The following is an 18,502-nucleotide window of genomic DNA, read 5'->3' on the forward strand; positions in this document are numbered from 1 at the left end:
TTTCTTGATGGCAATGGCGGCAAATCCTCGCCAAAATTCGCTATCCAGCGCTCGTCGGACGCCATGTCTGCTGCGGGTTTCGCCAGTCAATTCCCTCAAGCAAGTAGGACATCTGGCCAGCCGTCAGCGCAATCGCTCCGCCCTCAGTCACCGGCCAAATAAAACGGCCACGCTCGAGCCGCTTTGCGTACAGCGAAAGCCCAATTCCGTCATGCCAAAGAGCCTTGATCAGCCGGCCGCTTTTACCGCGGAAAACAAAAACGTCCCCCTTGAACGGATCACGACCAAGACCTTCCTGCACGATCAGAGCAAGACCCTGCATTCCCTTGCGCATATCGCAATGGCCGCTCGCAATCCAAACCCGCACGCTCGAACTGATCGGGATCATTTGAGCGCTCGCATCACTGCAGCGGCAAGATCACAAGGCACGCCGGAGGCAATCCTCACCTTGATACAGTTCGCAAAGTCCACAACGATGGTTGCCGCACCACCATCGCCGCCGCTAGAAACATCCAGAACTGTTGCCGGCACAAAAGCAGGCCCATCTTTCACAGTCAGCGCTTGGCGCCGCCACGTGTAGAGCAGCCCCGTCGAAACATCAAAGCGACGCGCTACCTCCGAGACATTTGCCCCAGGAGCAAATGCTGCCTCCAGAATTTCCAGCCGTTGGTCCGGTGACCAACGACGACGCCGTTCTTGACCCGTCAGCAAAATGGCCTGTGCCATAGTTCCTCATTGCGCTCTTAAGTCCACTCTCAAGAGCGCAAAATCACGTTATCGCCAAAAACTCGCAAGGCGGTCCACGCCGGAGGGATACCGTTTATCTTGCTTGCGGTGTGACGGACATCCGCAACGGGATCGATGGCCTGACAGCGCTGGCGCGATCTTCACTTCGCCAGAAGCTTGCGTGCGGGTTCGGTCTTCGCATTCCGGATGTGAGTTCCTGCTGAATCGCGACTTATGAGCATCCAAAACCAATTTGCATGCCGCATCTGCGCGAGAACTTTCTTGCGAAAAACTTCTGCAGGCGTTCGATAGCCGGGGCACTTGCGCGGTGTTGCGTTGAGCTGGCTGCAAATTTCTATCAAGTTCGCGTAGGTGACCGGCAGGGGATCGACATCTTTCGAAAGCCACTTCGGACCCGTCGGTTGGTGTTCTCGACGTTGCCCTTTTGCCATGGTGATTGTGGATCACCACAGAATCAAGTTTGCGTACCGACGCTCGCCTGAAGAAAAAGCCAGCCAGTAAAGTCTGTTCCCCGGTTGAATGTGATTGATCGGCGGGCGAGAAGGGGCAGGGCTTGGAGTGCACGAACGAGGCCATCCATGACTGGCCGGGATTGCCGGTCGTTGTTGCGTAAAAAGATTGAGAAGCGGCTGACCCTTTCTACGAGCGATGTCACGGTTGCCTTCCCAAAACTTCTTCCGGCACTGGATCAGATCGCATTCCCAATGGCCAAATTGTTTGCGCTCGGCAACTGCATCCGGCCGCGGCAATATGTCGACATTTGGACTAAACCGTTGTCCGTGCTTGCGTCTTGCATGTCGTGGTGGACGCCCATCGTGCCTACCGGGGATCGGCTATTTTCATATCGATATTGCCGAGGTCCACACGGCAGAACGTCGCCTCTATCTCTTTGTCGCCATTGATCGGACGTCCAAATTCGCGTTTGTACAATTGGTTGAGAAGACAACCCGCCGTGTCGCAGGGAACTTCCTGCGGGCTCTGGCGAAGGCAGCGCCATACAAAATCCACATCGTTCTAACCGACAATGGCACCCATTTCACCGACCTAACTGGTGATGGCTGGACGCCTGAAGATATCAATGCCATGCGCCGGGACAATCTGCCATTTCGCTGCCATTCGTTTGAATTGGCCTGTGCTGATCTCGATATAGAACATCGGCTGACCAAACCTCGACATCCATGGACCAACGGCCAAGTCGAGCGGATGAACCGAACTATCAAGGATGCGACAGTGAAACGCTTCCACTACGACAACCACGATCAGCTACGTCATCATCTCAAGGACTTTATCGCTGCCTACAACTTCGGCCGGCGACTGAAGACCCTTCGAGGCCTCACGCCATACGAATTCATCTGCAAAATCTGGACAACCGAGCCGCAAAGGTTCACGATCAATCCGATCCATCAAACCGCGGGACTAAACGTTTAGCGGCGAGGGCGGCAGGATATATTATAATGTAAATCATGATTCCTTGATTGGTGCCATCAGATAATAAGGAAAATGGGGCCACTTGATTTTGATTGCCTCACAGTTTTTCCCATCTGATAATTAATGTCTTCAACGATGTTCGAGGTATTTTTCGGGGCAGGGTTCGACTGCGTTTTTTCTATCTCCCCTGGCTACCGGTTCATCTCGGCACATGTTCCCTATTCCACTTCCGAATCGACATGACTGGGTCTCGCATTCAGAATGTGGTGCTCCCAATTGTGAGGGGACTTTCTACTTTATTTCGAGTGCCAATGTACTCAGAATGTTATGACCGTCTTGTGCCGTTCAATTTTTTGCCAAGCTCGATATCTTTCGGCAGCGTTATAAAGGAGACGTAGATATTGATAATCGTAGATTTTTACTTCTCAGTTAGTAAATCTAGATGGAGGTGTTCAATTTTCCAATAATACATTAAACTCTATTTTGGAAACATAATTTGTATATAGATTTAGATACACAAATCCGCAGGCTTTATTCGAACTTAAAACAAATATATTACACGAAAGACAATACATTTTATTGTACGTGCACAGCACAGATATTAACACGATAGCTATTGCATCAAACTTATGCTATGACACATTCAAACGATTAATATTGCAAGCATATGCGGATGGCGCGCGCCGGCGGAACTCGATGCTCAGGCAGTTTCAAGGTGGGGCGTTCTGAAATTGACTTGGTGGGCAAAACCATATGCCTCCCAAGCAAGATAGGATATATCGTCTTCAGATCGATCAGAAATTATTATATCGCATTTCTTATTGCCAGGTGTTGCACGACCTCTCCGGATATATTTCTGCTCATGGTTTTCCCATTCATTGCCTAGTCCATCGCCAAAGCCAAAGTTGAAAAACTTGAGCCTGCCTCGCACGTTGCTGGCGTAGTCGTAGGTGCGAGTGTTGTTGACTAGTTTGAGGTGGGGGTACAAACTCTTCAAGTAACCATCATCCGATCTGATGTACTCTCCTAGCCGCTCTGCTGCTTGATTTGCTCTAAAAGCGTTCCAGGCCGCAGAAGGAGAATTTTCACCTAGCATCTCGTAGCTGATTGAAGTGTAAATAGTATTCACTGCTACAAGACGAAGGCCTTTTCTTGCCACAGCATCTATCCAAGTTTCGCCCGCAGTAAAAAGGGCGTCTTCGTCATAAGGGGCGCGGCGCCCTTGATGAAGTGCCAGCGCCGACAACTCCTCACCAAAAATCACAGGCATGAGTGCAACGTTTTCCATCCAGTCACTGCGAGGAGCGAGTACTTCAATCTCTTGTACAATAGTTTCAGGATCGCGATAATTGAAGGTATAGAAGTTTACGACAACATTCTGCGAGTACTCTGGATGGTAGCTGATCCACCGAACGAAGTAAGGGAGTTCGTCCTCACGGACGTCCACAAAGAAGGTCACGTAAGGGTTGGCTGCTAAAGCAGAGGCCAAGATTTCTTCAATTGTTTGGATAGTGTCGTTAGTCACTACGAAGTTGTTCTCCGAAACTTCACCATCCTCAATTTCCCGAATTATCACTGGTAGCCCCACAAGCTCCGTAGAGTGGAACTCCCTAACAAACTTATTTTCAACCTGTGCGACCCTCCAAGGAGTGAAATCATGGCAAGCTATGAAAACACCATCACACGTCATGGCTGCATCAAGTTCGATAAGATGACGGTCGTGCCCAATAGCATTGTGGATTGAGGTGTGAGTACACTCTTGTATTCCAGCGCCGAAATTGTAGATTCCGCGGTGTTCAACTACTTGGATGGCCAGATCAGGATCGCTTAAATGCTGGAGGAAGTTCGGAACGGAGTGTCTCCGAAGGAGGTCGTCGATTGACTCCCCTGAAGGTAAATTCCAGCTAATATGGTAAGATTTCCATGAGGTACCATCTACTTCAAATGGCACACGCTGAGCTAGAACCTGCAGTTGGATATGTCAGTAAGTAACTATCGATTAATCCCAAATAAAATGAGAATACCACCATTTTTGCTTCAAGATTCTGTGCTACCGTGTGGGAGTAAAACTTTAATTGCGGACTTCAATATATCTCTGGATTCTCGTAGTACGTAGGCGATGACATCCAGCAGAAAAGGACGTCATATTGATTTGATTTTTCATAGTGTCTTCTGCCTGATTTCACTTTCGTAGCTGGCGTAAGTGCTTACCTCATCATTGAAAATGATTCGCTATTGGTGGGAAGCATACTCATTGAACTATCATCTCACGTACGACGCGCACTTTGAAGGTCCCACGCAGCGACTTTTACTAGCTTCTTAATCTGTTCAAACACCTGCTCAATAACGCTGTCTACTTTAAGGGGGGTGAAAGCAACGCGCACTATAGTCCAATGGGCAAATAAAATATTCGCAATGTCAGGCGCATTCAAATTTCATGAATGTATAAATATCATTAGGTCTAGTGCAAAAATTCAATTTCACTCTGATAGTGAAATATAAAAAACTCGAATTATGAAGTGCATAAGGCCCCAAAATAGACATATTTCATCTACGCCTAATTGTTCAAAATGCTGTGCATTGACGGAGCATGAGTTTCCAGGATGCACGGCCGACCCAATCAATACGCAGGGTCGTCTGATCGTAGTTTCCAACAGAATTAGCCATGATGTATCTCCTGGCAACAATTCAGGCGGGTTGGCTGTCGCCGTGAATGCTGCTTTGAGGTTGAAGGGCGGCATCTGGATGGGCTGGTCGGGAACAACTGACGCGGAAGCTACATCAACAAAAATAACTCCAGAGGGGAACGTAACGTACGTCGAAGTTGACCTCACCGTCGCCGACGTCCGGGACTATTACAACGGGTTTTCCAATCGGACCCTTTGGCCTCTTTTTCACTCTTTGAAGGATCGTGCGATTCTTAACGAAGATTATGAGGAGGCCTACTGGCGGGTGAACGCCACCTTTGCGGAAATACTTTTTCCTTTGTGCCGTCCGGATGATGCAGTATGGGTCCAAGATTACCACCTAATTCCGCTGGCTGGAGAACTAAGGAAGCTAGGCTTCATCGGGCGTGTCGGTTTTTTTTTACATGTCCCGTGGCCGACGTTCGGAGTGCTTCGTGACGTGCCTGTACACAAGCTTTTGCTCAAAGCAATGTCCAGCTATGATGTGATAGGCTTTCAAACCCCCAATGATTTGAGCAATTTTCATGAGGCTGTGAATTGCAATAAAGGTGAAAAACTCGAGAATGACGTTGTTATCTTGTTTGGGCGGAGGATCAAACTCGGTGCGTACGCTATCTCCATTGAAACCCTGAATTTCGCGAAGTCCGCTGCGGCTGCGGTGAAGCAGCCGTCGATGCGACAAATGGTGGAAAGCTTGCAGGGGCAGAAGCTCATTATAGCAGTTGACCGCCTTGACTACACGAAGGGCATCCTGGAGCGTGTGGCGGCATACCGAAAGTTTCTTAAAGATAACCCTTCGTATCTCAGGAAAGTGACCTATCTCCAGATTGCTCCCATGTCCCGCTCCACCGTTCCGGAATATCAACAATTGCAAGTGGCGGTCGCGGAAGCGGTCGGCAAGGCAAATGGCGCAATCGGGACGGTGGACTGGACACCTCTTCGCTACATCAATTCTGGTGCGTCCAGAGATGAGCTTGGCGCCCTTTTCAGGTTGGCGAGGGTTGGATTCGTAACACCGATCAGGGATGGCATGAACCTCGTGGCGAAGGAATATATTGCAGCGCAAGCCGCGGCCGACCCTGGCGTTTTAATCATTTCTCGGTTTGCTGGCGCCGCGCAAGAGCTTTCTGCGGGTATTATTGTAGATCCACGAAATATTCAAAGTATGGCTCAGGCGATTGCAGACGCGTTAGAAATGCCGCTTACCGAGCGTAAAGATCGTTGGGGGAATATGATGAACAGGCTGTTGGAACACGATATCAACTACTGGACCAATACGTATCTTGCTGACTTATTTATATAAAATCACTACTGTCATGTGGCGCATATTACGTAATTATACGTTGATATGTTTAACTCGTTGTGCCGGAAGTTCGCGAATTAAAAATCTTGATAGTATGCAGTGTCTGTTTCTTTGTAAATATTCCTCGCAACGAGATTTATGAAGTATTTTAAGTTTAGAGATTGTTTCATTCTAAAGTCTTGTAAATCTTCTCTATGCTGTATAGAGAGGGATTGGTTGCAGAAAGAGCGTTTCAAATAAATTATCGATAATTATATTGATCTTCGTTTTTAAATGGTAGAGGGACGTTTAACTTAGTCTTGTGTATGCAAGCATGTGCTGTGCGCGTCCTTCCATTCAGATCGAGTCAATCTAACGTATATAGCCCCGGCGAGATATAGCACTGCTGATCGAGGCAGAGAAAGCCTGCCGTCAGTTTGCGTTGATGGCTCTAGCCAACACGCAATTGTCCTAGGTCGCCGCAACGATGCGCTATCGGTATACTCCATATCCTGCCTTCTGTGAGGTTTTGTTACGATTTTCCTCCACCTCGTGTTTGCACCAACGAACGTTAAGCGAACTTGACGTGGAGTGCTCCCCATTTCACCGGACAGGTCGGCTAGATTGATTTAGCCCTGATGAACTGCCGAGGGGAAGCCATCTTGAGCGCTGAATGTGGATGGATTTCGTTGTAGTCCTCGATCCATCCGTCGATGAGCCGGAGCGCCGTTTCGGCGTCCGGTAGTGCAGAGATGCGGATATAATCCCGCTTCAGGGTTTTGACGAAAGCCTCTGACATGCCGTTTGACTGTGGACTGGCCACCGGCGTGAAGCAGGGTGTGAGATTGATCGCCTGGGCAAACAGCCTCGTGTCCCGAGCTGTATAAGCCGAACCGTTGTCCGAGAGATGCTCGATAGCGTGCGGAGCTCGGGTTGCATGGAAGCGTTTCTCGACCGCCTCCAGCATCATGTCGCGCACGTCTGAGCCGGAGATGCCTGAATTGGCGATGGCCGTCCATGAGATGATCTCGCGGTCGAAGGCGTCAATGATGAAGGCGAGACGAACAACCTCGCCGTTCCAGCAGGCGAACTCCAGCCCATCCGAGCACCAGCGCAAGTTCGAGCGCATGACCATCACCTTACCGTCGTGGAGGCGCCCCTTGCGAACGGCCGTGTGCTTCTCCAGCAGCATGGCGTGGTTGCCCATGATGCGATGAACCCGTTTGGCGTTGACGACAGGCTTATCGGCGGCTCGCCTTTCGCTATTGAGCAGCGCGGCGATCCGCCGATAGCCATAGAATGGCCTTTGATCCACCAGTCTGCGGATGATGGGCAAAAGCTCTGCATCCTCGACCTTGTGGTATGGCCCACGCGGCTTTGCTTTGCCTTTCAGCCGCTCGATGAGGTTGGAACGGGAGACGCCCAGCGTGTCTGCGACGGCCTTCATCGCGAACCGTCCTTCGGCAACAAGATCGGTCGCGATATCCGTTTTTTTGAGTCCGCTTTGGAAAGGGCTTCGCGGAGGATTTCAACCTCCATCGTCTTGCGACCGAGCATGCGCTCCAGCTCGCGGACACGATCCTCCAGCTTCTTCACTTCGGAATTGCCGACCACCGGCTCGTCAGAATCCACGGCTGCAGCACCTCCCTGGCTCAAGAGCCTGCGCCACCGATAAAGCAAATTGGGCGCGACGCCATGACGGCGAGCGGCAGAAGATACCGTCTCGCCTGGTTCGAAACTCTGCTCAATGATCGTCAGCTTTTGCTCGGTTGTCCACCGCCTGCGGCGGATATCACCCGTCAGCAATTCAACATGTCGATACTCGTTAGACATAAGCCTGTCCTCAAGCCTGTGCTTGAGCCTTTCTGCTTATGCCGACTGTCCGGTCGAAATGGGGTGCAGTTCATGACGCGATCAAAGAGGATGGTCCGATGTATGTCTGTGGTTTTTTCGGAGAGATATAGGGCTTTTCAAAAAAAGTGATTCTGCAATGGTTGCTCGGGGCAGGCGTGGCTTCCTGGAACCCTGAGCTAGCGCGAGAGGCAATTAGCTTTCGGATCAACAAAATGTTTGCTGTAGCGAAACTTGCGCGACGACAACCAAAACGATCGCGTTGACTACAGGTGCTTGCAGGGCGAGTTTGGGGCGAGTAATCAACTATCCATGTCGTCTGCACATCATGTCGTTTCAATACCCTAAATTAACAACGTTCCTAGTTAGCAGACCCGGAAGGCAAAATTCCTTGGGGAGCCGAAAATTAGATTGGTCGTGTGTCATTTATGTCAGTCTCAGTCCCGACAGAATATATGTGATCTATGTCTTGACAGGATTTATTGCTAAGTCATCTTTGTTTGTGCATTGGTATATTCATTGAAAATTTCGTGAGTCTGTAAAGCCGTATGCGCATCTTCGCGCCTGAGGCGGTCCGCCCTACACTAGGTCCTCCGAGGGATGCTTGGACACGCCTAGGCGGTCCTCATTAAAGGAGGGCGAGCCGTGACAGATTACAGAGAAGCTTTTGTCGGAATAGATGTCGCCACGCTAAAGGTAGCGATTGCTGTGGCGGATTTGGCCAGGACGGAGAAGTGCGCTCTTTCGGCGAGGCTGAAGCAACGGATGCCAACATGCGCCGCGTGGTTCAGCGAATAACCGCAAAGTTTGATCGCGTACAATTCTGCTGCGAGCGGCCCCGACGGGTTACAGCCGTCATCGGCTAATCCAATCATTCGGGCATTAGGTGTTTAGTCCCACAGTATGATGTGAGTGACCTTGCCTCCAAGTTTTATCCAGTTTTGAGTTCGCTCCGGCGTTTTTGTGAGGTGCTCCCCGCTTTCGGGCCAGCGGGAGCTGGAATTTTCCGGGGTTTTGGCTCAGGTCGGCGTAAGTGCCGATGAGCGAAATCGGCACCTTGTTGCCAATCGCGCTGTGTGGCCGGAACTCGTTATACAACACGACGGCATAACACCCACGGGACCGAGGTTCGCGAGCTTTTGTATCCGTGGCATCCGTGGGTCCGGGCGATTTGTTCACGTCCATGAGGCGCTGTCCAAAGGGACGCATATTTTCCGCTGCAGCCTTTCTGGTTCTTCTTCTGATCGACTTCTTGAAGTCCCGGCATGGATGTTCGGCCACTCCGTGAGCGGATATTGGCGCAGCCAGCCGGTTCCGCACGTCGATCTCGCAACTCTCCATGCTTTGGCAAAATTATTGGAAGGCGCTGATGCCTCATCGCAAACAGCGGTAATGGGTGCAGCATTGGTCTCTCACGAAACGAGTCGGAGAGATGTCCATGCCTCGCCAGTCCATGACATACCAGTTCGATCTGTTCCCGTCCCCGCAGCGGGGGAAGACGGCAGGGACGCCGCAATGGCCGGAGTTACCGGAGGAGACCCGCCAGGCATTGACGGTGCTCATCGTACGGCTGTTCGTCGATCACGCAAACTGCGGGCGCGTCTCCCAGCAGAAGGAGGCCGGTCATGATGCATGAGAAAATCGGGCCGCACCATCTCGAGCGTAAGGCCATCCTCTATGTTCGGCAGTCCTCAGCTCACCAGGTTCTGCACAATCGGGAAAGCAGCGCCCTGCAGTATGCCATGCGGGACCGACTGGCAGCACTCGGATGGTCACAAATAGAGACGGTGGATGATGACCTTGGTCGTTCGGCCGCCGGCGGCGTGACCCGGGCTGGATTTGACCGGATGGTGGCGGAAGTCTGCCTTGGCAAAGTGGGCGCCGTGGCCGCGCGTGAGGTATCGCGCTTCGCCCGCAACAGCCGCGATTGGCAACAGCTCATTGAGATGTGCCGCGTCGTCGACACTGTTCTGATCTATCAGGAAGCGGTTTATGCGCCCCGCCAGAGCAACGACCGCCTGCTTCTGGGTTTGAAGGGCAGTCTCAACGAGTATGAGCTCGATCTCTTGCGTCAGCGTTCCCTTTCCGCCCGTTATGAGAAGGCTCGCCGTGGTGAACTTGTCGTCACTGTTCCCGTCGGCTTCGTAAAGGCAGGCGACAGGATTGAGAAAGATCCCGACCGACGCATCCAGGAGGCCATTGCACTCGTCTTCAACAAAGTTGCCGAACTCGGCAGTGCACGGCAGGCTCTGCTATGGTTCCTCGAACAGGGGCTGGACCTGCCGGTCAGGTACGCTAACGGTGAAGTCATCTGGCGCAGGCCAAATTATGCTACCATCCACCGGATGATTGCGAACCCTATCTACGGCGGAGCGTACGCCTATGGTAAGAGTCGCTCCGTGCCGGGATATGATGGCCGGTCTGGAATGCGCCGCAAGGCGCGTGATGAATGGCTTGCCCTGATCCCGGATGCGCACGAAGGTTACATCAGTTGGGAACGGGCGGAGGAGATCCGCAAGATGGTCAGCGACAATGCACCGGCCAGTCGCCATCATGGAGCGCCGAAGCATGGTGACGCTCTGCTTGCTGGCCTTTTCCGCTGCAAAAGGTGTGGTCGGAAGCTGACCGTTCGGTACACCGGAAATAATCACAATATTCCACGCTATTCCTGCTGGCGTGGTCTGCTCGATAATGGCGAGCCCCGGTGCATTGCGTTCGGCGGTCTGCGGGTCGATGATGCGATCGAAGAAGCACTTCTCGGCGTGGTCGAACCAGGAGCCATTGCCGCCGCCATCGAGGCGGAACGCAATATGGCAAGCCAACGCGACCAGGTTCAGGATGCCCTTCTGCGCGACCTCGAAGCAGCGCGCTATGCCACTGAGCGGGCATTCAGACAATACGCGCGGCTGATCCGGAGAATAGGCTGGTGACGTCGGAACTCGAAGCGCGCTGGAACAGAGCGCTTGCTCGCGTCGGCGAGATCGAGGCCAGGATTGCCAAACATCGGACAGTTACGCCGCAGCCGCTCCCCATGTCCGCATCACAGGTAACCGCACTTGCGGGCACTCTTCGCACCGTCTGGTCAGCGCCGACAACCGATGCGAGGCTGAAGAAGCGCATCGTGCGCACGCTCATCAATGAAGTGGTAGCCGATCTCGATGATGGAACCTCCGAGATTATCCTGGTCATTCATCGGGTTGGTGGCGTCCACACCGAACTGCGCCTGCCGAAGCGGCGCCGAGGGCAAAGAAACGCGACGCCTGACGACATTGTCGACGCTGTGCGACAGCTCGTCCTTATCGCCAATGACGATGTGATTGCCGGTGTTCTCAATCGCAACGGCCTGACGACCGGCAATGGCAATCGCTGGACACGGGAGCGGATCACTGCGTTGAGGTCATATCGCAACATTCAGGTCTTTCGCCCCCAGCTCGACGGGGTAGAGCCGTGGCTCAATCTAGGCGGTGCGGCGAAATTACTCGGGATAACGCCAAAGACACTGCGTCTGGCGGCCGAGGCCGGCGAGATTGAGGGGACGCATCCGCCACGCGATGGCCCATGGATCTTCAGCCGTTCAAAACTTGCGACCTCACAAGCACGTCAGATCCTCGATCGCGCCCGGCAGAACGGCCGAAACCCCACAGGATCGCATCCAGATCAGGAAAACTTATTCCCTTCAACAACATAGAAAGATGGGCGTTATGAAACAGGATTGTAGTCTCTACGCCAATCCCCCATCTTTGCTCGTGCGTCGTCAAGGCTCACGAACCAGTGAGAGTTCAGGCACCCGGCGCGGAACTTGCCATTGAAACTCTCTATGTAGCTGTTGTCCGTGGGTTTACCCGGCCGCGAGAAGTCGAGCACGACGCCTCTATGATATGCCCAGAGATCAAGGTCTCGAGAGATGAATTCGCTGCCGTTGTCCACTCGAATGGTCGCCGGATATCCGACCTGCCGGCAGACCCGCTCCAGTGTCTGAACGACATCCTCCCCCTTGTAACTGAAGCGGGCATCGACCTCCGACGAGAAGCGCGAGTAGGTGTCGACGACCGTCAGATCCCCGATCTTGCGACCAGTGGCCAGTTGGTCATGAACGAAATCCATCGCCCAGACATGGTTGGAATGGGTCGGCTCCGTGCGATCAGCTCGCAGCTTCGCCTGTAGCCGTAGCGTACCCGCGTCTGGCAGATATCCTTGATCTTCAGCTTCAACTCGGCCTGCTCGCCACGCCTGGACTTGTACACATAGAGCGACCGGTCGACTTTCAACACCGAGCATGCACGCCGGATCGAAACCTTCCAGTCCGCCTTGATCGTGTCGGCAAGCTTGCGCTTGCGGGCAGGTCTCAAAGCTTTTTTGAAAGCACACCCTGTAGCATGGCCTTGTCCCGCGACAGGTCGTCAACAATTCGCTTCAGCTTGGCATTCTCTTCCTCAAGCTGTCGTAACCGCTTCATCTCCGACGGCATCAAGCCCCCGTATTTCCTGCGCCATTGTAAAACGTCGCGTCCGAAATTCCCGCCTTGCGGCAGACCTCGCCGATCGGCGTGCCATTCTCTACCTGCTTCAACACGATGCGATCTTCGCTTCCAAAAACTTCGAGGCCTTCATCGAATTCTCCTCTTCTCCCCACTAGGGGATCATAAGTGGAAAATTCCAGTTCTAAATGGCCTAATTTGACGGGTGCACGTCAATGCCGTGGATTACGCGCGCTGAACGGTCCCAGCTTGCCGCTTACCGATGTCATAAACCTGAAAAATTCGATTGCATCTGAAGGCGAAGCAGAGGGATTTGAAATCATCGGATAATGAAGTGATGCGATTTATTCCTCCTTACGTGAATCACGAGGAAAAAAAATGAACCGAATTCATTTGTTCAGCGCTTTACTTGGTGTGTCCGTTATGCTCGGCTCTTCAGCGAGGGCGGAAATAAAGATCGGTGTAGCAGGGCCTATCACCGGGCCGAACGCTGCAGTCGGGGAGCAATTTCGTCGGGGTGCCGCCCAAGCGGCCGCGGATATTAATGCTTCAGGTGGGATACTAGGTGAGAAAGTGAGCATCGTTTTAGGGGATGACGCTTCCGATCCGAAACAAGGAATTTCCGTAGCAAATCGCTTTGTCGCAGATGGCGTCCATTTCGTCGTGGGCCATTATAATTCCGGTGTCTCAATTCCGGCATCCGAGGTCTACGCTGAGAACGGTATTTTCCAGATTACTCCAGGCTCCACGAATCCTCAATTCACAGAGCGTAACTTATGGAATACATTTAGAGTTTGTGGACGGGACGACCAGCAGGGTGCCGTAGCAGGAAGATATATTGCTCAAAATCTTAAAAGTAAAAAGTTAGCAGTAATCGACGATAAAACGCCATACGGGGTAGGGATAGCGAATGAGGTGGTTCAATCAGCTAATTCGGCTGGTGTAAAGGAAGTCATCAGGGACAGCATAAACGTTGGAGACAAGGACTTCGCTGCGCTTATCGCCAAGCTCAAAGAAGCGAAGGTCAATCTTGTATATTTTGGTGGCTTATACACGGAGGCTGGTCTTCTCGCGCGTCAAGCCTCCGACCAAAATCTCGGTGCAATTCTCATGGCCGGCGATGGGATCACCTCTACTGAGTACGGTCAGATTGCCGGTGACGCCGCTGTGGGGACACTGATGACGTTCGCTCCAGACCCCAGGCAGTCAAGATCTGCGTCGAACGTGGTCAAAGAGTTTAGGAAAAAGAAGTTCGAACCTGAAGCTTACACATTGTACGCGTATGCCGCATTACAAATCATTAAGGCAGGCATAGAGCAAAGCAAGTCCACCGCGCCTGACGCAGTGGCCGCGAAGCTTCACGACGGAGCGCCCATAAGTACCGTGGTCGGAGATATTTCTTTCGACGCTAAGGGCGACCGAAAGGATGAGGACTATACAATGTATATTTGGAAAAAGAATGAAAAAGGAAATATAACCTACAATATGCTTGAGTCTGGCAAACAGCAGGCGGTTCCAAAGTAGCCTCAATCCCTTGCAGACAAACACGAAACCCGCCCTCATTACCGCGCGTTCGAACGTCTTCGTACGCGCGGGCCTGCACGACGGCCTTCGCAACAAGTGATCACGACGAAACCTAACAGATTTGTGCTCAGACGATGATCTACGTGAACCATTTAACAGATTTAGGGGTCCCACTTGATGCTTGTTCTCGCTGATATAATGAGCCGCGTGAAGCCTTCAGCAACCATCGCGGTATCTCAAAAGTTCCGTGAGTTGCGAGCGGTTGGCAGAGATGTTGTTCGCCTCAATATTGGCGAGCCGGATTTCGATACGCCCGAAAATATCAAGGAAGCGGCTATTGACGCGATCAAACGCGGCGAGACCAAATACACGCCCATTTCCGGTATTCCGGAACTGCGCAACGCGATCGCCGACAAGTTCAAACGCGAAAACGGCCTCGACTACAAGCCGGAGCAGACGATTGTCGGCACTGGCGGCAAGCAGATCCTCTTCAACGCCTTCATGGCCACGCTGAACCCGGGTGATGAGGTAATCATTCCCGCGCCTTACTGGGTCAGCTATCCTGAAATGGTGTCGATCTGCGGCGGCAGGCCTGTCTTCGTTCAGACCACACTTGAAGGCAAGTTCAAGCTAACGGCGGAAGCATTGGAAAATGCAATCACGCCGAAGACCAAATGGTTCCTGTTCAACTCCCCGTCCAACCCGTCGGGTGCTGCTTACAGCCACGATGAATTGAAGGCGCTGACGGACGTGCTGGTCAGGCACCCACATGTCTGGGTTCTGACCGACGATATGTACGAGCATTTGACTTATGGTGACTTCAAGTTCGTGACACCGGTGGAAGTCGAGCCTTCGCTTTATGACCGCACGCTGACGATGAACGGAGTTTCCAAGGCCTATGCCATGACCGGCTGGCGTATCGGTTACGCTGCCGGCCCGTTGCCGCTAATCAAGGCCATGGACATGATCCAGGGCCAGCAGACCTCGGGCGCAAGCTCGATTGCACAGTGGGCAGCTGTCGAAGCTCTGAACGGTACGCAGCATTTCATTCCGGCCAACAAGAGGATCTTCGAAGGCCGTCGCGATCTCGTTGTCTCAATGCTCAACCTGGCCAAGGGCATCAACTGCCCGGTGCCTGAAGGTGCGTTCTATGTGTACCCTTCCTGCGCCGGCCTGATCGGCAAGACCGCACCTTCGGGCAGGGCCTTCGAGACGGACGAAGACTTCGTGACCGAGCTTCTGGAAACGGAAGGCGTCGCCGTGGTCCAGGGTTCGGCGTTCGGCGTCGGCCCTAACTTCCGCATCTCCTACGCAACATCGGAGAAGCTTCTGGAAGAGGCTTGCAACCGCATCCAGCGTTTCTGCGCAAATTGCCGCTAAGCTGATGAGACACCACCTCATCCAAGCGCACTGCCTTTGGCGTGATTGCTGCGCTACCTGCATTTTCGCAGGTCGTGATTTACGATGGGCACCCCCCCGGAGACATATTCCATGTATGGCAACTCAGAATCAAACCTCCTCGATTCTTGAAAGCGCAATCGTGGCTGTCAATCCGCCCTTTAATTGCGGGACTTAGTCAAGTCTGTATTGTCCGTGCCGGTGTCACGGTCCTTTTCGAGATCATGGCCTCATGTTGATGTTCGGGCCGGATGCCTCAACGTGTAGAGCGCGGTTATTGAACCGCAGCCGATTGAATGAGGTCATCACAACCACCGTCCCGGCGGGACATCACAGGCTCATCTCAGCCCTGCGATTTCGGGTGGCGGTCGATGGGATCAGGTAGGCTCCTTGCCCCACTGGAATGAAGTACCATCAGTCCATATACAATGCAGAATGATGGCAAGTTTCCGGGCAACTGCGACCTGCGCCTTTTTTATTCCGTTGCGTTTCGCCAGCCGAAGGCCCCAAGCGCTTAAGAGCGCACCAACGCTTCGTGCGATGGAGCAAGACACTGGCCGCCGCGAAGAGATAGGTTCGCAACAGACGATCTCCCCATCGCGAGACTTGACCGACAGTGTCCGTCTCCCTGGACTGCTTACGTCTTGGTGTCAGACCCAGATAGGCACTTACGGATGTCGCACTTCGAAAGCGAGACGGGTCGTCAATGGTATGGCGGGAGGTTAATGCCGTCGCCACACCGATGCCCGGCACGCTCGTGAGCCGCCTTGTTGTTTCGTCTGTTCGAGCCATCTGCCGGATCTGGCGATCCAGCCCCTCAAGTTCTCGACGGACATGTTCATGAACGGAAAGAAGCGGTAGTATAACCGGCCAAAGCACATGCCCCTCTCCCGTCAGGTCGATAACTCACCGCTGGAACTGTCCGGCAATGGCACGAGGAGAGATCAGGCCGCATTCTTTCAACATTGATCGGATCTGATTTTCGAGATCTCGCGCATTGAGACGCGCCGTGACCGTGCAATCAGTAGCGAGCGCACCTGTTGGCTAGCCTCACTCTTGACCGCCACTTCGCGATACTAACCAATTCGGCCAAGCCGCGCCCATCGTTTTCGTCGCTTTTGTTCCTCCGGATGGAAAGCACCGCATGGGCGTGTCGCGCATCTACGCAAACGACTGGCACGCCGTTCTTCTTCAGTTCATGCCAGAGCCAGCTCGACATGGCACCAGCCTCAAAGCCAACGCGTTCAGCATCCGGGGCCTTCTTCGCAAACAGCGCCGCTGAAGCGCCAAGATCCGACTTCGCGCGGCCCTCAAAGGTCAGACGACTGCTCTCTTCAACGACGTAAACGGCAGTCTCCTTTTGTGAGGCGTCCAATCCGACATACTGTTTCATTGTGATGTCCTCCCGTTGTGAATGGGCTAGTTTGCCACCAACCTCGAGACTGGGAAATGCGGCAAGCAATTACACCATCGTGTGGAACGTTGGCTCTGACTGACTTTTGATGAATCTAGGTTCGGGCTGGTGTTGGTTTACAAAGCAATCAGGGCCATGGTCCGTCCCTCCGCATTTGTGCCTCGTGGCTTTGTCATCGAAGAGACAGCTTCTGCTGGTGCCACGATAATTCTCGCTATCCGCTCGATGGGCATGTCTAGTCGCTAGTAGTTTCCGTTGGAGCGCGGCGTTTTGTCGAGGCATGGAATGCGCAAAGACCTACCCATCACTGTGCCATCGGGGTAGGCAAGATTGCCGGACGGGTTGAGAAACTGGGTAAGGTACTCGAGTTGGACGTGGTGAAGATTTGTTAGCCACCTGCAAACCTCATGACATCGCCACCCCCTGCTGTCGAAGTCACGTATTGGAATTCGCGTGCAGTAGCGCCATCGGCGCTGTAAGGCCTCTGCAAACCGGTGTATACCGTGTTTAACCGCAACTTGGGTCGGCAGGCAAGATTGGTCCAGTGCTTGTCCCTGGCATAATCCAGGCAATGTACGCGGATCCTGAACATGAATCGCTTTCAATTCCTCGGCATTGCGAAGATTTCCTGCCCGCATAAAACGGTACAAAACTGAACACAGTGTTGCAACGGGCCACGTTAAGGTTCTTCATCAGCGACGAGGAACGCGCCTATGCTTTGCCCCCAGGATCTTGCAAAAATACTCATCTTCATGCCCGAGGCTCCTGGAAGGATGATTGCCAACAGGCTGGCGGAGCAGGGATTTAAGCCTGTTGCTATATCAACCGTGCCAGAAGCTTTTGACGCGCTCCGCTCCGACGAATTCGCATTTGCCGTTACAACACGACCGAACATTGACCTGTTGCGCGCGATACGTGCGCTACCCGTGGTCAACATCGAGGTCTTCTTCCACGCAGCTGTCTCCACCGATGGCGTGGTTCCGGTGCACTCAAAGCAGTTTGACAGCAAAGCGTTTCATGAAAGAGTCGAGTTTCTCGTCCAGTCATCTTCATCGGCGAGATCGGACGATGAGGCAGGTCGCGTGAAAGTGTCGCCGGTGCTGGAAAAGCCGAGAGGCCGCTGGTGGGCTACTGCGGCAAATGCGTTTCTTTCCATGCGAGCGTTAAAGAGCAGCATGAATGCAGAGCCCTGAAACAGCGCGTGTCGGTGCGGACGGTTTTATGAGCCGGACTGCGCTTTCAGGCATCGGTGAACCGATTTCTACGTTTCACGAGCGCGGACAAACGATGAAAAGGCGATGGCATTTAAGGAACTTTCCCCTCGTTGCCGAGATCTGCAGAGTAGCGGTTCCAAAACAGGAACAGGTGTTCCTTGGAGCATGTCTAGTCATGCTCTGGCTGATTAGTGCCGCATCGCTGTGTGGCTACGTCATGCTGGCGTTCTTCGTACTCGTAGCGCTAGCGCGGTTCGCCAAGCATAAATGTCTGTTATTTGCAGAAAAGTTGCACCGACGTTCGGGATACAGACATCACCTGATTTCCTGGGTGACCACGGCATTCTTTTTGCTGCTGACAGTCAGGGCCTGCTACATCGCGGCCGTCATCGTCGATACTCGATTTCGCTGACGGACGGAGGCTGCAACTAACGGCTGGAACACGGTGAGGCGATTTGGCGCCGCAACATCTTGCAACAT

At 53.0% G+C, this 18,502-nt stretch carries 10 protein-coding genes and 6 pseudogenes; 8 read left to right on the plus strand and 8 right to left on the minus strand.

Going from position 1 to position 18,502, the window contains the following annotated elements; translation table 11 throughout:
* Positions 1-40: 40 nt before the first annotated feature.
* The 3 genes and pseudogenes from tnpB to CFBP5473_RS25485 all read right to left on the minus strand — a co-directional run.
* On the minus strand, positions 41-388 hold the full coding sequence (gene tnpB, locus CFBP5473_RS23475; protein ID WP_012478004.1) for an IS66 family insertion sequence element accessory protein TnpB: 348 nt from the start codon (positions 386-388) through the stop codon (positions 41-43).
* Positions 385-726, minus strand: a complete 342-nt coding sequence (gene tnpA, locus CFBP5473_RS23480) for an IS66-like element accessory protein TnpA (protein ID WP_027676258.1) — start codon at positions 724-726, stop codon at positions 385-387. The genes tnpB and tnpA overlap by 4 nt, the downstream gene beginning before the upstream one ends.
* 260 nt (positions 727-986) lie before the next feature.
* Positions 987-1,556: pseudogene (locus tag CFBP5473_RS25485) on the minus strand (IS30 family transposase); the annotation flags it as partial.
* A gap of 19 nt (positions 1,557-1,575) precedes the next feature.
* Between CFBP5473_RS25485 and CFBP5473_RS23490 the strand changes: the two are divergent.
* Positions 1,576-2,175 (plus strand): annotated as a pseudogene (locus tag CFBP5473_RS23490) (DDE-type integrase/transposase/recombinase); the annotation flags it as partial.
* Between the two features lie 700 nt (positions 2,176-2,875).
* On the opposite strand, the gene CFBP5473_RS23495 reads toward CFBP5473_RS23490, so the two are convergent.
* Positions 2,876-3,700, minus strand: coding sequence for a hypothetical protein (locus tag CFBP5473_RS23495; RefSeq protein WP_234881932.1), 825 nt, complete (start codon positions 3,698-3,700; stop codon positions 2,876-2,878).
* A gap of 18 nt (positions 3,701-3,718) precedes the next feature.
* Positions 3,719-4,126, minus strand: a pseudogene (locus tag CFBP5473_RS25765) (glycerophosphodiester phosphodiesterase family protein); the annotation flags it as partial.
* A gap of 563 nt (positions 4,127-4,689) precedes the next feature.
* Between CFBP5473_RS25765 and CFBP5473_RS23500 the strand changes: the two are divergent.
* On the plus strand, positions 4,690-6,165 hold the full coding sequence (locus CFBP5473_RS23500; protein ID WP_084631720.1) for an alpha,alpha-trehalose-phosphate synthase (UDP-forming): 1,476 nt from the start codon (positions 4,690-4,692) through the stop codon (positions 6,163-6,165).
* Between the two features lie 598 nt (positions 6,166-6,763).
* Here CFBP5473_RS23500 and CFBP5473_RS23505 read toward each other — a convergent pair.
* Positions 6,764-7,977, minus strand: a protein-coding gene (locus CFBP5473_RS23505) for an IS3 family transposase (RefSeq protein WP_106389433.1) whose coding sequence is annotated in 2 segments (ribosomal slippage) — positions 6,764-7,641 and positions 7,641-7,977 — 1,215 coding nt in all. Because the reading frame shifts where the segments join, the coding sequence is not laid out codon by codon here.
* A 1,450-nt stretch (positions 7,978-9,427) separates the two neighbouring features.
* On the opposite strand from CFBP5473_RS23505, the gene CFBP5473_RS23520 reads away from it, so the two are divergent.
* A complete protein-coding gene (locus CFBP5473_RS23520; protein WP_234881933.1) occupies positions 9,428-9,631 on the plus strand; it encodes a hypothetical protein in 204 nt (67 codons plus the stop codon).
* Positions 9,621-11,683 (plus strand): annotated as a pseudogene (locus CFBP5473_RS23525) (recombinase family protein). Before CFBP5473_RS23520 ends, CFBP5473_RS23525 begins: the two are co-directional and overlap by 11 nt.
* A gap of 23 nt (positions 11,684-11,706) precedes the next feature.
* On the opposite strand, the pseudogene CFBP5473_RS25490 reads toward CFBP5473_RS23525, so the two are convergent.
* A pseudogene (locus CFBP5473_RS25490) lies at positions 11,707-12,605 on the minus strand (DDE-type integrase/transposase/recombinase); the annotation flags it as partial.
* A gap of 245 nt (positions 12,606-12,850) precedes the next feature.
* Between CFBP5473_RS25490 and CFBP5473_RS23535 the strand changes: the two are divergent.
* Positions 12,851-13,996, plus strand: coding sequence for a branched-chain amino acid ABC transporter substrate-binding protein (locus CFBP5473_RS23535; protein WP_027676250.1), 1,146 nt, complete (start codon positions 12,851-12,853; stop codon positions 13,994-13,996).
* Between the two features lie 177 nt (positions 13,997-14,173).
* Positions 14,174-15,376, plus strand: a complete 1,203-nt coding sequence (locus tag CFBP5473_RS23540) for a pyridoxal phosphate-dependent aminotransferase (RefSeq protein WP_027676249.1) — start codon at positions 14,174-14,176, stop codon at positions 15,374-15,376.
* 395 nt (positions 15,377-15,771) lie between these two features.
* On the opposite strand, the pseudogene CFBP5473_RS25790 reads toward CFBP5473_RS23540, so the two are convergent.
* A pseudogene (locus tag CFBP5473_RS25790) lies at positions 15,772-16,787 on the minus strand (IS110 family RNA-guided transposase).
* Positions 16,788-17,521: 734 nt separating this feature from the next.
* Between CFBP5473_RS25790 and CFBP5473_RS23550 the strand changes: the two are divergent.
* Together CFBP5473_RS23550 and CFBP5473_RS23555 are read left to right on the plus strand one after the other, a co-directional pair.
* Positions 17,522-18,001, plus strand: coding sequence for a hypothetical protein (locus tag CFBP5473_RS23550; RefSeq protein ID WP_027676246.1), 480 nt, complete (start codon positions 17,522-17,524; stop codon positions 17,999-18,001).
* A complete protein-coding gene (locus tag CFBP5473_RS23555; protein ID WP_051441333.1) occupies positions 17,988-18,434 on the plus strand; it encodes a hypothetical protein in 447 nt (148 codons plus the stop codon). Before CFBP5473_RS23550 ends, CFBP5473_RS23555 begins: the two co-directional genes overlap by 14 nt.
* The last annotated feature ends 68 nt before the right edge of the window (positions 18,435-18,502 follow it).

This window comes from Agrobacterium larrymoorei, from assembly GCF_005145045.1.
Classification (GTDB): domain Bacteria; phylum Pseudomonadota; class Alphaproteobacteria; order Rhizobiales; family Rhizobiaceae; genus Agrobacterium; species Agrobacterium larrymoorei.

Excerpts from the sequence above, each read along its gene's own strand:
- CFBP5473_RS23550 (WP_027676246.1), top strand. The coding sequence starts at position 17,522 with ATGCTTTGCCCCCAGGATCTTGCAAAAATACTCATCTTCATGCCCGAG.
- CFBP5473_RS23555 (WP_051441333.1), top strand. The coding sequence starts at position 17,988 with ATGCAGAGCCCTGAAACAGCGCGTGTCGGTGCGGACGGTTTTATGAGC.
- CFBP5473_RS23520 (WP_234881933.1), top strand. The coding sequence starts at position 9,428 with ATGTCCATGCCTCGCCAGTCCATGACATACCAGTTCGATCTGTTCCCG.
- CFBP5473_RS23535 (WP_027676250.1), top strand. The coding sequence starts at position 12,851 with ATGAACCGAATTCATTTGTTCAGCGCTTTACTTGGTGTGTCCGTTATG.
- tnpB (WP_012478004.1), bottom strand. The coding sequence starts at position 388 with ATGATCCCGATCAGTTCGAGCGTGCGGGTTTGGATTGCGAGCGGCCAT.
- CFBP5473_RS23500 (WP_084631720.1), top strand. The coding sequence starts at position 4,690 with ATGAAGTGCATAAGGCCCCAAAATAGACATATTTCATCTACGCCTAAT.
- tnpA (WP_027676258.1), bottom strand. The coding sequence starts at position 726 with ATGGCACAGGCCATTTTGCTGACGGGTCAAGAACGGCGTCGTCGTTGG.
- CFBP5473_RS23540 (WP_027676249.1), top strand. The coding sequence starts at position 14,174 with ATGCTTGTTCTCGCTGATATAATGAGCCGCGTGAAGCCTTCAGCAACC.